The organism is Saprospiraceae bacterium, from assembly GCA_016713025.1.
GTDB lineage: Bacteria > Bacteroidota > Bacteroidia > Chitinophagales > Saprospiraceae > OLB9.
The window spans coordinates 1509546-1523832 of the sequence record JADJPZ010000004.1 but is presented as its reverse complement, the minus strand read 5'-3'; the positions used below and the strand labels follow the sequence as shown (position 1 = coordinate 1523832).

Sequence of the window (14287 nt, the reverse complement as noted above, 5' to 3'; positions counted from 1 at the left end):
AGAAGCACTAAAAATCTACCCGCATCCTCAGATTGATTCTTCTTCCCGTGAGATTATTGGGTAGAGCGTACTCTTCATTGGTTAGTGTCTTAATCCAGTTGACAGATGCCTGATTGGTGATTTGCAAAAGATTAAATGCCTCCAGACTTATCCAGCTATTTTGAGAGAATCGTAATGGGTGCCTTGGTTTTTTGTTTTTCCACTCAGCTTTCCAAAGCTGAACTGAAAATCCTACGTCGATCCTGTGATAGGGTTTGAGTCTGAAAAAATTTCTGAATTCAAGATTGTTTTCCCTTGGACCATAAGGTAGTCCTGTACCTACCGAAAAGTTGAGATTTACCTTAACATTTTCATTTTTCGGAAGATAGTCCTGAAAAAACATATTGATGGTCATGAACTGGTCCGTAGGCCTGGGCACGTCAGAAACGATCACGGGGACTCTGACACTATCTTTTATTTCATATCTCAGATGGTTGACACCTGTGATACTTTCGCGTGCCGTGAGGAACGATAGATTGATCCATGACTCTGCATTGGGTACAAATTCACCATTGATCCTGAAATCCCAGCCCATGATATATCCTGTACTGTTGTTTTCGCCAGCATAGCGTATTCTTACATTATCCAATTCGTAGGATACCATATCCCATAAACTTTTGTAATATACTTCTGAGATAATTCTGAAGGGCCTGTTGCTGACCTTTTCCCAGGTAAAATCATAAGAAACTCCTGCCACCAAATGTGTTGATTTTTGTGATTTCAGATTGGGATTGATGGTGCCGTCGGGTCTTCGAAGTTCTCTGTATAATGGTGCCTGATTGTAAATCCCACCTGACAGTTTGAAGGAGATATCACTGCTCCAGGATAGCGGTTTGTAATAAATCTGCATTCTGGGGCTAAACAATAACTCCTGGCTGATTGATCTGTATGTGGATCGGATTCCACCTGTGATTTTAAACTCAGAGTGGTCATTGCGATAAGTCCAGCTATCCTGAAAAAATACCTGCAATCGATTGTTTTGAATAATATTTTCTGACTTTAGTACCTTTGACAGCAATACTTCAGCAGAAGAGTAAGGAAGGGAGTAACCTGCTGAATCAAGCCTTTCCCATTCATTGATTTTGTCGTCAAATTGTTCACCCTGAAATTTTAATCCCCATTGGACAAAATGATTTGTTCCTTTGATGTTGGTACCATCTTTTTGTAATTCAAGTCCTCCTTTGTATTCAAAATTATAAATGGTATTGAACAGAAAATTTCTGGTGTAAGTATGCTGTGTTCCGGTGCCAAGTACGGCAATTTCCTGTCCGGTATTGTCCCCGAGAGCGGTTTCTATTTGAGAAAGTCTATAAAAACCGAGTATATCAAAATTTTCTTCTTCAGATGCCCTGTAAGCAGATGCTAAAAACTTCATATACAAGGGATTTTTATTTCTTTCCGGCACATATGTAAATGATAGTCCGCCCATACCATACTGAAAGTTGTCCTTCTCCTGACCTTCAAAAAGGGTATTTAACTCCAATTGGAAATCAATCGTTCCTTTTTTACTTTTGCCTGAGGAAGGCTGAAATTGGTATAAGCTACCATTATAATTGGATATAAGGGCTACTTGCCATTCTTTGTTGAGCTCGTAGCTGACAAAAGCCTGGATATCAGTAAATGATGGCACATATTCACCTTTGATGGTCGAACTTCCTAATAGGTATGCATTGGTTTTATATCGGGCACCTATGAGGTATCTCAATTTATTCCAGGCATTGGCACCGATCCTTTTGCTTCCTTCTATGTGGGCAGATGCTCCTAAGAGGCTGGCCGTAACACTTGCCCTGAATTCTTCCGGCCTTTTGTATCTGATATCGAGTACGGAGGACATCTTATCACCAAATTTAGCTTCATAGCCACCGGATGAAAACTCAAGGTCTCTGATAAGATCAATATTTGGAAAACTGAGCCCTTCCTGCTGACCACTTCTGATCAATTGAGGTCTGAATATTTCAAAATCATTGACATATATCAGGTTTTCGTCGTAGTTGCCACCTCGAACATTGTACTGTGAAGTCAACTCTCCACCAGCGCCACTGCTTACCCCCAATGCGATGTGTGGCAGGATGCTTTCAAAGTTTCCTGAGGCAGTGGGCAAAATTTTGAGTTCTGTCACTTCTTCTCTTACCATACCGACGTCCTCGATTTTTCCGGCACGTACTACGATCTCCAGGTCAGATGCTTTTGGTACCATCTTGACGTTGATGTTCCTTTTTTGTCCGGGCTGCATGGATTCGACATTGACAGTGAGATCTGTATATCCTAACCTTGAAAATTTTAGGATAACTTTTTTATTCGGGTCAGTAGTGATTTTATACTGACCATTATTGTCGGACTCTGTTACATTGGTTGTTCCATCGATATATACAGTGACAAAATCGATACCTTGGTTGGAATCTATGTCTCTGATGATGCCAAAAATCACACTGTTTTGGGCAGTCATCGATGCAACTATTGCCGTAAATATCAGGATATAATATAATCTGTTACTCATAACTTTTACAAACGAATATTATCAAAACAATAGTGTGTTTGGTTAAGAGTAAGTTAAAATATTTCTTCCTGAATGGTGACAGATTTAGACGTAGAGACCCTTGATCCCCAAATTTTTTAACGCATATACCGCGAGTTTAGGGTTTTCTGCGTGAAATACACTGCTTCCGGCTACGAGCACATCTGCTCCGGCTTGCAGGATGGCTTCAGCATTTTGCAAACCTACTCCTCCATCAATTTCGATTAGTGTAGATAGATTTTTCACGATGATCATTTCTTTGAGTTGTTTGATCTTATTGATAGTCTGGTAGATAAATTTCTGACCACCAAATCCCGGATTGACACTCATCAATATCACTAAGTCCAGATCTTCAAGCACATCATCGAGCAATGACACTGGAGTATGCGGGTTTAGTGCTACACCAGCTTTTGCTCCGGTGCTTTTAATTTGTTCGATGACCCGATGCAAGTGCGTACACGCCTCATAATGTACTGAGATGTTATCTGCACCAGCATCCCTGAATGATTTTATATATCTTTCGGGTTTTTCTATCATCAGATGAACATCCATAGGAAGTTGGCTATATTTTTTCATCACTTTTACAATGTCAGCTCCAAAAGAAATATTGGGAACAAACATACCATCCATGATATCTATATGCAACCAATCTGCGTCAGTATCATTGATCATTTCTATATCTCTTTGTATATTTCCGAAGTTTGCAGCAAGCATAGATGGAGCTACGAGATGCTTTATCATAATGATTTGATTTTGAGTTTATTTGATGTTCAGACTATTAAGCCAAGCTGAAAAAGCTGATGCGTTTTTTTGATGTTCGTCATAGTCCTTGGCGAAGGCATGTATACCACTATTATCGGGTTTTGCACAAAAGAACATATACTCATGATCTTCAGCATTGATGACGGCATTAAGACTGGAAACTGATGGCATACATATAGGCCCGGGCGGAAGTCCTGAGTACATATATGTATTATATGGAGAGTCTATTTTAAGGTGCGAAAACAAAACCCTTTGCAACGTAAATTCTCCTGTCGCAAACACTACAGTAGGGTCCGCTTGCAGCTTTTCTCCGGCTTTCAGCCTGTTAAGATATACACCTGCGATGGTTGGCCGCTCAGGATCATAATTTGACTCCTTTTCAACTATTGAAGCTACGATATATGCCTGTGTTTTGTCAAGATTATTTTTTTTAAGTTTTTTCAATCTTTCGTCATCCCAAAAGCCATCATATTCTTTTTTCATCCTGGCGACGAACTTTTCCGGGGTGGTCGTCCAGAACATTTCATAAGTATTGGGGATAAACATGGTCAGGAAGTCTTCATTGGTAAATCCGAAAGATGAAGCGGTATTTACATCAGTAAGGTATTGTAGAAATGTCAAGGAATCCGTTTCAAAATATCGGGAAGCTTTACCTGCCAGGTCATGGATAGTTCTGATATTATTGACTACAATTTTATGTGGATCCTGATCACCCGACCGGAGTTTAGTGATAATTTCTCTATTGGATTGGTTCTTTTTGATCAAATATCGTCCAGCTTTTGGTTTCTCATATTTCATCAGTTTGGCCACGGTGAGAAAGGAAGTATTACTCTTTAAGATAGATGAGTCCGTCATGATCTGCATCAAATCATCAAATGTTGCATTTGTTGGTATAAAAATGGCTTTACTATCTTCTGAAAACTTCACATTTGAGCCCCATAAAGTCCTGCCTATCAGCAAATAGCCAACAACTCCTAATGCTAAAATGATAACTGAAATGATGATTAATCTTTTTTTTGTCATATTTATTATAATGATTATTTTTCAATTCGTTGGTGTACAACCTTTCACTCCATTTTTTTTTTGCAAACTGTCAGAGATCTCCTTGAGCCAAGCTCTTTTCTCCCTGTTCTCTAATACTGTTCATCTTCACTTGGGAAATTGCCGGCTTTGACATCATTAGAGTATTGTTCTGCAGCGCCTTTGATTGTTTCAAATAAATTTAGATACCTTCTTAAGAAACGTGGGTTGAAGTCTTTTGTTATGCCTAACATATCATGAACAACTAATACTTGCCCATCAGTGCCATTGCCGGCGCCTATGCCGATAACAGGAATGTGCAACGCCTGAGCTACCTTACGACCTAATGTTGCCGGGATTTTTTCCAGAACAATAGCAAAACAACCTATTTCCTGCAGAAGCAAGGCATCTTCAAATAGTTTTTGGGCTTCAGCTTCTTCTTTAGCCCGAACTGTATAAGTTCCAAACTTGTAAATGCTTTGTGGTGTCAACCCCAAATGTCCCATGACGGGTACACCAGCAGACAGTATTCTTCTGACCGAGTCTTCAATTTCTGCTCCTCCTTCCAGTTTGACAGCATGTGCTCCTGATTCTTTCATGATAGCTATCGCTGAATTGAGTGCCTTAGTGCTATTGCCCTGATAAGAACCGAATGGAAGGTCTACAACGACAAAAGTGCGCTCTACAGCTCTCACGACTGATTGGGCATGGTAAATCATCTGTTCCAGTGTGATAGGGAGTGTTGTTTCATGTCCGGCCATCACATTGGAAGCAGAATCCCCAACGAGCAAAATATCAATACCTGCCGCATCAAGGATTTTTGCAATGGAGTAATCATATGCAGTAAGCATAGAAATTTTCTCTCCCTGCTCTTTCATCGCGTGCAATACGTGGGTTGTGATTCTTTTTACTTCTTTTTTTGCTGCTGACATTTTTATAAGATTTGAATATGTGGCAGCAAATGTCCGAAATTTTTCATGTTCGAAGGGTGATCGGGGTATTTTATCTTTATATAAAACCTAAAAATTAATTATTAGAAAACTTTTGGAGAGATACCTGATAACAATAATTTTAAAAATTCATAGGAAATTCGAAATTAATGGGTGTATCCCATTTTTGCAGTAAAATTTTTTAAATTGCCCGCTACCCTCAATCCCAAGCATAGCTTGGCAAGCTCTGAAGAGCCTGTCAAGCTACGCTTGAGACGACCCACCCAAATTCTCCTAATAAAAGCGCTGAATTCCCCTTTAGGGGGCAGGGGTAAGAAAAGCCAAATTACCTTCCCAATAACCCTGATTCCCTTAAGAGCCTGTCAAGCTACGCTTGAGACATCTCACCCTTTAACTCTTGACTATTATGATAATCCACTAAATTGGAAACTTAAAAATTATATAATATAGTGCAATTTTGGGATACACCCAAATTATTCATTAGTAATTTACAAAGCAGCATATCATTTTTGATTCAGATATATTTTAATGCTTTTGTTGCCTACCTGAATCAAATAAATTCCATTTATAAGATTCAGATTTAAAATATCGACTCTCATCTCTTTTCCTATAGGTTTGTTTAGTAATTCTTTACCTGAGAGATCAAAAAGTGTCATATTTTTATTGGCTAAATGTTCAGGACCTGAAAATTTCAAAAATGACTCTTCATATTTTACTTCAAAGTGTATATTTTCATCAAATGAAGTAGTGGCAGTTGTGTTTTTATTGAAAAGCCATTTGTAGGCGGCAGGAAACTCACGCGCCCAATACCACTCGGAGTGTTTGCCATCTGTATGGCTTATTTTGTATACCTGATGTTCTGATGCTCCTGCATTCTTGAGCGTATTGTTCATTTTTTCCATGTCACCTATCTGATTTCCTCCTTCCTGTGCTCCGGCAAGTAAGTAGAAATAACTTTGAGGTTTTACACCAGTGTCCGAAACCTGTTTGTAACTGTCCAGAGAGAACCAATAGGAAGAAGATAGTGCTCCGGTTTTTCCAAATATTTCAGGGTAAGCTATGCCGGCATACATTGATATCAAACCACCCATTGAACTTCCCATCATTCCTGTATGATCTCTGTCTGCAAGGGTTCTGTAATTTTTGTCAATATAAGGTTTAAGTGTATTTACAATGAAATCTATATACTCATCTCCTTGTCCTCCGCCATATTGTGCATTTACCCATGGAGAGTATTCATTGAGCCTATTGCTCCCTCCATTATCTATACCTACTACTATACATCCATAGTCCCCTCTGTCAAAGAGAGAATCTAAAGATTCATCCACGCCCCATTCGCCGGAAAAACTTGTTTTTTTATCAAAAAGATTTTGTCCGTCATGCATATACAAGACCGGATAAGATTTTGCTGATGAATTGTAATCTTTGGGCAGATACGCCCATATCCTTCTTTTTCTGTTCAATTGTGGTATCAGGAAGGTGTCTGATAATATCCTTACTTGAGCGCTTGCTGTCGATGGGGCAGTGGAAGCTCCTTCCCACCCGGCGATAGTCAGTTCAACCGTTTTGGGACTGCCTTCATAAGTTGCAGTTCTGTCAGGAATAAAACTGCCTTGCGCATTTCCTTCCACTGTGGCCCAGCTACCACGCGTAAATTTGAATTTGTGGCTACCTGTTGAGGGCGTAAATGTGAGAGTGTATTCGGTATTGCTTAATTTTGTCATGGCATACTGAATGCTTCCGGGATTCCAGCCATTCATCGTCCCTGCCAAATATATAGTGGCATCTGCCGGAGTATTTGCCGGAACAGAAGTGATTTTGATGGTCAACTGACTGCACAAAACAAAAGGTAGGATAAGGAAAAAAGTTGCTAACAATAATAACTTTTGATTCGTCATTTTAAGAATTGGGGGTTTTATACTACTACACCATATTTTTCAACAAATTCTTTCATATCTCTTACCATATCCCGCGAACCCATTGCAATAGAAGATGTCTGATGCAATGATTTGATTTCGAGATCAAGTACCCTTTCAAGTTTACAAGTGATAGCTGTGCCTCCGGCCTGTTCAATCAAAAAAGCCATCGGATAACATTCATACAGCAGTCTCAATTTACCTTTGGGATACTTTCTTGTATTAGGGTATAAAAATATCCCGCCCTGAAACATAATGCGGTGTATATCCGAAACCATACTTCCTATATATCTCAACCGATAATTTAAGTCAGAACAGTGATCTATATATCGCCTCATTTCCAAATCAAATTTGAGATAATAACCCTGATTGACCGAATAGTAATTGCCTGCGACAGGCATTTGAATGTTTTTATGCGAGAGACAAAATTCACCAATGCTTGGATCTAGTGTAAATCCGTTCAGACCATTTCCGGTAGAGTAGACAAGCAGTGTAGAAGTGCCATATAAGATATAACCAGCCGCCACCATTTGGGAACCTTTTTGTAAAAAATCTTCTATGACACAGGGTTTATTGGGGTCACTGACTCTTTTGTAAATTCCAAAAATAGTACCCACCGATACATTGACATCTATATTGGATGATCCATCAAGCGGATCCATGACAACTACGTAGTTACCGGTATTGGATGCATTTTTTACAGGTATAAAATCCTGGTTCTCCTCGGACGCAATACCACATACTTCACCTGAATAAGATAATGTTTCAATAAATTTTTCATTAGTAAACACATCGAGCTTCTGGACATCATCGCCTGTGGAATTGGTGCTACCTTCTACCCCAAGAATATTGACCAGTCCAGCTTTATTTACTTCTCTGTTTACTATCTTGGCAGCAATACCTATATCTCTAAGTAGTCGGCTGAAACTACCTGAAGAATGCGGGTTTTCCTTCTCTGATCGGATGATAAATTCATCCAGAGTTACTATCTTGTTCATACAATGAAAATATTTGGTTAGGTGCAGTAAAATTACTATTTTTCATGATAAAAACCAGTTAAAAGGAAATTTATTTAACTCAATGAAGTTATTGGGGCAAACAGTTTTTATTTGGAACAATCAATGATTTATTGAGCATTCAATAAGAAAATTATAAATAACTTTAAAAATAATATTGAAAAAAAGGAGTAATTGCAAAATTTATTTAACTTTCACCCTTATTAAAAATTTTTTAAACCAACTTTTTTTATGAGAATATTATTAATAGCACTTTTAGTATTAATGTGGCTCATATTGGGTTGGCTGTTCTACAAGGATTATCAAAAATGTTGTTTACCAAAAGATGTGGTTCCGGAAGCAGCCTTAAGTGGTGTAAAATCAGGTCCCATACTTTTTAATTGGGGTAGCAGCGATCCTGTCCTTGGAGATGGTTGGCCGCGTATGAGAGATTCTTTGGCAGCACTTGCCACTGACACCACTGCACTGGAAATTACAGGATATTACTGTAATAATGCGATTCCTGAAGAAACTGAAAAATTAGGATTGTCAAGAGCCGCAGATACTCGAAAACTTTTCCCTGAAATACAGGATGAACGGATTATTTTGTTGGCCAAAGGTCGAGATTGTGACTCATCAAACCAATCTTCCTTATTTGAGTCTGTAGAATTTAATATTCGTAAAAGGACTGAAGTGATCAAGGAGATTGACGATAGAACCCTGATTTATTTCCCGACCAATTCAACTCAAAAGCTCAACAGCACTGAAGTGGAAACCTACCTCAACGATGTTGCCGCAAGGCTAATGAAAACAGGCGAATCTGTAGTCCTGACAGGTCATACAGATGCGATAGGTGATGCTGACAAGAATAAAATTTTGGGTCAGAGACGTGCAGATATTGTTAAAAAATACCTTATCACCAAAGGTGTTGATGCAACTAAAATATCTTCTGATTCAAAAGGAGAAGAGCAACCGATCGAAGACAATAGTACTGAAGTCGGCAGGTCAAAAAACCGAAGAACTGAACTGCAAATTATTAAATAATCCATTAAAAAATAAAAAATTATGATATCATTAATTTCATTTTCATTTTGTGATTCATGGTGGTTAGCTTGGCTGTTACTACCTTTAATGGGCTTGGGGCTCGGGTGGTTATTATGGGGCAAATACAAAGACATGGTCGAAAGCTTAGTCGCTGAAAATAAAAACCTGAACATAAGAATTGAGGGACTTTTGGCAGACCTCGCTACTTGTAAAGCTGCCCGAGCTGAGGCTGATGGCAATGTTTCCATGCTTCGTGGACGTATGAGAGAATTAGAAGCAAGCGGAATAGCCAAATCGGGAGCTGTAAAGCTTGAGGCTACTGCTTCCGCTTCCATTCCGGCCGCAATATCTGCAACTACTGCCAGCGAGTCCTTAAATGTTGCTGCAGGCTCTGCAGGTAGCGGGGATGCTTGGTCTACTGCTATTGGCAGAGATAAATTACAAGTGATAGAAGGCATCGGTCCTAAAATGGAAGAAGTCCTTAAAGAAAACGGCATAAACGATTTTGGTAAACTTGCAATGGCAACACCACAGTCATTAAGAGCTGTTTTGGATAAATACGGAGATAAGTACAGAATCATTGATCCCAACACATGGCCTCAACAGGCTGCGCTTGCTGACAGCAGACAATGGAATGATTTGATAAGTCTTCAAAAAACATTAGACACTGGAAGAAGTGATACAGTTACAGATGGGCAAACAGATTCAAAACTCGAAAAATGGCTCATCAAAGCCGGTATAATCCGTAGATGGACACAGGACGATCTGAAAGCAGTAGAAGGTATTGGTCCAAAAATAGAATCATTGCTGCATAATGCAGGCATTAAGACGTGGAAGGCACTTTCTGAAACACCGGTTTCCAGAATTCAGGAAATACTTACAGCAGCAGGACCGCGGTTTGCTCTTGCAGATCCGGGCACGTGGCCGAATCAATCGGGACTTGCAGCAGATGGAAAGTGGGATGAATTACAGGCATTGCAGGACGCCCTCAATGCAGGTAAACCTAAAAAGTAGTAAATCATGTTATTTTATACTCAAAATAAATTGGTTTGAAAAAAAAATTATCAACTAATGTATTCATTTTGAGTAAGGACGAAGCGAAGCTTGACTTTAAAGACATTTATCGTCTTTATAATGGCGACAGAATTATTTTTAAAATAAAGACATGAGTACCATCGTCTATAGAAAAATGAATTCTCGTCGGTATAAAAAGGGAAGACATAAAACGCTTCCCTTTTTTATTTTTTGGCAATTCTAATGGGGTACAATTTTGTTAAAGAAATTTAGAGTCAAAAGAAATTGGATAGCGAAAAATTTTGATTTTAATTCATTGAAAATGTCTAAATTTGATTGTAAAATTTTTACAATCAAATTTACATCAAGTATAAATATTAAAAAAAGCTATATTTGTGCCAAATTAGGCAAAATCAGTATTTTGAATAAAGTTTCTGTAATTTCATTTGAAAACGTAGATATCCTTCAGGATGAAAACGTGGTTCTTTCGGGAGTACATTTTAATCTCGCCCCAGCAGAGACATGTTATATCATTGGCAAATCAGGTAGTGGAAAGACAAGTTTTCTAAAAACAATTTATGGCAGCTTGCCGATCCGCACCGGTAAGGCGTCAGTAGCCGGATTTCAACTACACGATTTGGAAGAAAAGAATATACCTATGCTGAGACGTAAGATAGGCATGGTATTTCAGGATTTTATACTTTTTGATGATTGGAGTGTTGGTAAAAACCTGATGTACATACTGGAGGCTACAGGCTGGAAAGATAGGGCACAAATGCATTCAAGAGTCCTACAGGTATTGAATATGGTAGGATTGGCTGGTCATGAAAAAAAAAATGTATCTATTCTCTCCGGCGGTGAGCAACAGCGGGTAGTTATAGCGAGAGCACTGCTCAACAATCCACCTGTAATCATAGCTGACGAGCCGACCGGTAACCTTGATCCTGATACAAGTGATGAAATTCTATACCTTTTGAACAGGCTGGCAAGAGAATTCAGTACATCCATCATCATCGCTACACATGATTACAGGCTGATTCAAAAGTTTCCTGCAAGAGTGTACAAGTGCGAATCGGGAAGTCTTGCAGAAGTGGGTTAGCTTAAGGAACTTTAGGTACATTCTTGAGTCTGTTCCGATAACAAATATTTTATAAAAATCAACCACTTTTTACTCACCTATGCCTGATAAGAAGGCTTGCAAAAAGAAAAACGTTTGATTGTCATTTTTGTAGAAATAAATAGTTTTTCACTTTTAACATCAAAGACTTTTTTAAAGTGGACCCAAACTTAAAGCTATTATTGTGGACAGAAAATATTCTGCGAAAAATTATATCATAATGTATTGTAAATTAAATGATTATGATTGCAGATTTTCGCAATCAATTTTCTGTTTTGTATAAAATATATTTGATTGTTAAAATGACATATTTAATTTTTACTGAATTTAAGTATTGACTAAAGGTAGTTTGTTTTTAATACCATTAATATTTTTATAAAAATTAAGACACTTTTAATTATTCAGCACCTGAGATAGTCTGATGGTGATGCCATGATCTATCAATCCTTCAGCACCAAAAGCCCAGGTATAGTCAATGTCAAACAACTTTATAGGTCCTATCCGAAAATTTTCAAAGCCAATTATGGCCTCCGAATAAGGACTTTTCTCAGGAACACTCATTGAGAGAATCCAAAAACAAGCTTAAGTGGTGTTTTATTGAGCAGTGGGATTTTATCGGTGATAAAACCATTGAAATGATGCCTGAAATTAAACTGGGCATAGTGGAGGTCAGTACTGTATGAATAGAATGGGAGTAGATTGAAACTACTCAAATCCGGTTCAATTGGCATCAGAAATTCATTGCCCATAGGATGGAAATAATCACCAAAAAAGGAAGGACCAGCTCCAAAGTATTTTCCACCTTCAATGTTGTAACTCGTGTAACCCAACAACCGGAGATTGAGATACCTGTCTCTGACACGAAGCGTGAGTTTATTGAACTGTGATGAATTTGATTCCAAAGGTATGCCTGATTCAAATTCGATTTCTACATTTGGCCAGTCTGAAGCATCTCTGTCTTTAAAATTCGGATAGCTGCTGTATTTTTGTGCAGGGCGGATCAGTATGTTTATTTTGTTCTTCCAGTATTTATTTTCAGCGTATGACGACGGCGGGAGGGCAGCACTCGGAATGTTTTCTTCATACAATTGATTTTTGAATCTGAAACTGTAGTTAGAATTGACTTTGACCGGTTTGCGGTGATGATATCCGGACTTTAGGTTTATATAAAAGCCATTAAATACTTCTCTTCGATAACCTGCCTCAACGAAATTACTTTCATACAGCCTTATCCCATTGAGTTTTGACCATAGGGACGCCCATGAATTGCCTCGTTCGTTGACGGGTTCGCGAGGGTCAAACTGGATATTCCTTTTTCCGGCATCAAATGTGAAAAACCCCTGATTGTAATTGTCATATCGATATTCGGCATGAATAGAGGGTTTTAATATCTCATCTGAGAAACCGTACTGTAGTCTGGGTTCAAGGATCCATCTTCTATAGAGTGAGTCTGATTTCTGATATTTGATACTTGCATCAAGTTTTAATCCTTCTACCGCATTAAATCTTAAAGTATTGAGCGGACTTGTGTAAGTCCAGGATTGTTTTCTATAGGTGTTTGCATAGGTGTATCCGCTTATTAAACTCATCGGACGTAACCGGTTATTTTTTCTGTCCACTGAGTCCATATAGGATTTAGTATTCCATAAACGCTGCAAGGAGTCTTTTTGGACGTAATCTTTTATTTCTTCATCAGTAAGAGGAACCGGTCTTGTTTTTTGCCAAAAAAGGGTGTCTTTGTTAAGAGCTGCCTTATCTACCTTAAAAGTTTCATTGGTGACGAAGTGTTCGGATACATTTTTTTCGGGTTGATAATCTGAGAAAATGTAAGTGAAATTGCCACCCATTTTAAACCCTAATAGTCCGGCTCTAAAACTGATAACCTGACTGAACAGCTTCCAGACATCGGGATCCTTGACTGGAAGATAGATTTGTTTTATGGCGATAGTATCAAGAAAGGTATTTTTTAGTGCTGAACCAGCCAAAACAATATCAGTACTGTGAACGTTCCAGAGATCATCGGTGATGTAGATATACCCAGTGAGTAGAGGATCGTTTTTTGACTTAGGGATCAATCTTATTTTATTGATTCCAATCCCTGTTTCGTCTATGATGGTCTTTTCGAGTTTGTAATCATAATAAGAGAACGCCACATCTGCGATAGGTGAAACCACGGATCGGCTAAAATTCAGATATTCACTATAAATATCAAATGAGAGAGTCCATGAAAATTGATTGGCTGAAAAAAGACTATTGGACCCGGAAGTGACCGAAGAAGTCATGATTTCTTTAGTCTTGTTGGGATGCTGATAATAAAATTTTGACTTTGATTCAGACAAATATACTATGCCTTGTCCAGTGGTGTCCAGAATACCATTCATAGTACCAATTTCTTCTCCAAGAATTTTTTTTGGACTTTGGGTTATTTTTACAAGGCCCTTTACATATAGATCTGCTTCATAACTTTTTAGGTGGTTTTTATAATAATTTCTCTTTTTAATTGCCTTTCGGATGATAGCATAAGCCGGATCCTCACGATCAGCCGTGATTACCAGTTCTGAAAGTATATTTTCATCTTCTGTGAGAACGATATGTTTTGTTACAGGTTTTCCGTCGTATCTGATCGTAAATGTTTCCTTTTTGTAGCCTACATATTGACATGTGATATTGTACTCACCGATTTCTTTTAGTTCCAGTTCATAATCTCCTGAAGCATTGGTGACTGTACCTATGCTTGTACCTTCGATATAGATGGAAGCATAAGCTAAAGGTTGTTTGTTTTGATCTTTAATTGTTCCTTTGATCTGGGCATTACTGATAGGTATGGATATAAAGACGAAAAGTAAAAAAACGATTTTTCTGCAGAAAGAAACCATAAAAGTGAATAGTATTTTTTTATAACGTGTTTATGGTCA

The 14287-nt window shown here is 38.3% G+C and carries 11 protein-coding genes; 3 read left to right on the top strand and 8 right to left on the bottom strand.

What is annotated here, in order from left to right; genetic code table 11:
- Positions 1 to 7: 7 nt before the first annotated feature.
- From IPK35_12815 to fbp, 6 genes are all read right to left on the bottom strand, one after another.
- A complete protein-coding gene (locus IPK35_12815; GenBank protein MBK8054117.1) occupies positions 8 to 2536 on the bottom strand; it encodes a TonB-dependent receptor in 2529 nt (842 codons plus the stop codon).
- Positions 2537 to 2620: 84 nt separating this feature from the next.
- Entirely contained in the window at positions 2621 to 3295 is a 675-nt protein-coding gene (locus IPK35_12810; GenBank protein MBK8054116.1) for a ribulose-phosphate 3-epimerase, read from the bottom strand.
- An 18-nt stretch (positions 3296 to 3313) separates the two neighbouring features.
- Positions 3314 to 4339 (bottom strand): endolytic transglycosylase MltG, encoded by a 1026-nt coding sequence (mltG, locus tag IPK35_12805; protein ID MBK8054115.1) that lies wholly within the window; start codon positions 4337 to 4339, stop codon positions 3314 to 3316.
- Positions 4340 to 4449: 110 nt separating this feature from the next.
- Positions 4450 to 5268 carry a 3-methyl-2-oxobutanoate hydroxymethyltransferase gene (gene panB, locus IPK35_12800; protein ID MBK8054114.1) on the bottom strand — a complete coding sequence of 273 codons (819 nt, stop codon included), beginning with the start codon at positions 5266 to 5268 and terminating at the stop codon, positions 4450 to 4452.
- 521 nt (positions 5269 to 5789) lie between these two features.
- Positions 5790 to 7184, bottom strand: coding sequence for a T9SS type A sorting domain-containing protein (locus tag IPK35_12795; protein ID MBK8054113.1), 1395 nt, complete (start codon positions 7182 to 7184; stop codon positions 5790 to 5792).
- 17 nt (positions 7185 to 7201) lie between these two features.
- The gene (gene fbp, locus IPK35_12790) at positions 7202 to 8200 is read right to left on the bottom strand and encodes a class 1 fructose-bisphosphatase (GenBank protein MBK8054112.1); all 999 of its coding nucleotides are present in this window, start codon (positions 8198 to 8200) and stop codon (positions 7202 to 7204) included.
- 249 nt (positions 8201 to 8449) lie between these two features.
- Between fbp and IPK35_12785 the strand changes: the two genes are divergently transcribed.
- The 3 genes from IPK35_12785 (at position 8450) to IPK35_12775 (ending at position 11354) form a co-directional block, all read left to right on the top strand.
- The gene (locus IPK35_12785) at positions 8450 to 9241 is read left to right on the top strand and encodes an OmpA family protein (GenBank protein MBK8054111.1); all 792 of its coding nucleotides are present in this window, start codon (positions 8450 to 8452) and stop codon (positions 9239 to 9241) included.
- 21 nt (positions 9242 to 9262) lie between these two features.
- Entirely contained in the window at positions 9263 to 10255 is a 993-nt protein-coding gene (locus IPK35_12780) for a hypothetical protein (GenBank protein ID MBK8054110.1), read from the top strand.
- Positions 10256 to 10676: 421 nt separating this feature from the next.
- Positions 10677 to 11354 (top strand): ATP-binding cassette domain-containing protein, encoded by a 678-nt coding sequence (locus IPK35_12775; GenBank protein MBK8054109.1) that lies wholly within the window; start codon positions 10677 to 10679, stop codon positions 11352 to 11354.
- A gap of 411 nt (positions 11355 to 11765) precedes the next feature.
- Here IPK35_12775 and IPK35_12770 read toward each other — a convergent pair whose 3' ends face one another.
- Together IPK35_12770 and IPK35_12765 are read right to left on the bottom strand one after the other, a co-directional pair.
- On the bottom strand, positions 11766 to 11933 hold the full coding sequence (locus tag IPK35_12770; protein MBK8054108.1) for a hypothetical protein: 168 nt from the start codon (positions 11931 to 11933) through the stop codon (positions 11766 to 11768).
- Entirely contained in the window at positions 11930 to 14248 is a 2319-nt protein-coding gene (locus tag IPK35_12765; GenBank protein ID MBK8054107.1) for a carboxypeptidase-like regulatory domain-containing protein, read from the bottom strand. Before IPK35_12765 ends, IPK35_12770 begins: the two co-directional genes overlap by 4 nt.
- Positions 14249 to 14287 lie beyond the last annotated feature (39 nt).

Coding starts and splice junctions, on each gene's coding strand:
- IPK35_12785 (MBK8054111.1), top strand. CDS start 8,450: ATGAGAATATTATTAATAGCACTTTTAGTATTAATGTGGCTCATATTG.
- IPK35_12770 (MBK8054108.1), bottom strand. CDS start 11,933: ATGAGTGTTCCTGAGAAAAGTCCTTATTCGGAGGCCATAATTGGCTTT.
- IPK35_12815 (MBK8054117.1), bottom strand. CDS start 2,536: ATGAGTAACAGATTATATTATATCCTGATATTTACGGCAATAGTTGCA.
- fbp (MBK8054112.1), bottom strand. CDS start 8,200: ATGAACAAGATAGTAACTCTGGATGAATTTATCATCCGATCAGAGAAG.
- IPK35_12795 (MBK8054113.1), bottom strand. CDS start 7,184: ATGACGAATCAAAAGTTATTATTGTTAGCAACTTTTTTCCTTATCCTA.
- IPK35_12765 (MBK8054107.1), bottom strand. CDS start 14,248: ATGGTTTCTTTCTGCAGAAAAATCGTTTTTTTACTTTTCGTCTTTATA.
- IPK35_12780 (MBK8054110.1), top strand. CDS start 9,263: ATGATATCATTAATTTCATTTTCATTTTGTGATTCATGGTGGTTAGCT.
- IPK35_12810 (MBK8054116.1), bottom strand. CDS start 3,295: ATGATAAAGCATCTCGTAGCTCCATCTATGCTTGCTGCAAACTTCGGA.
- mltG (MBK8054115.1), bottom strand. CDS start 4,339: ATGACAAAAAAAAGATTAATCATCATTTCAGTTATCATTTTAGCATTA.
- panB (MBK8054114.1), bottom strand. CDS start 5,268: ATGTCAGCAGCAAAAAAAGAAGTAAAAAGAATCACAACCCACGTATTG.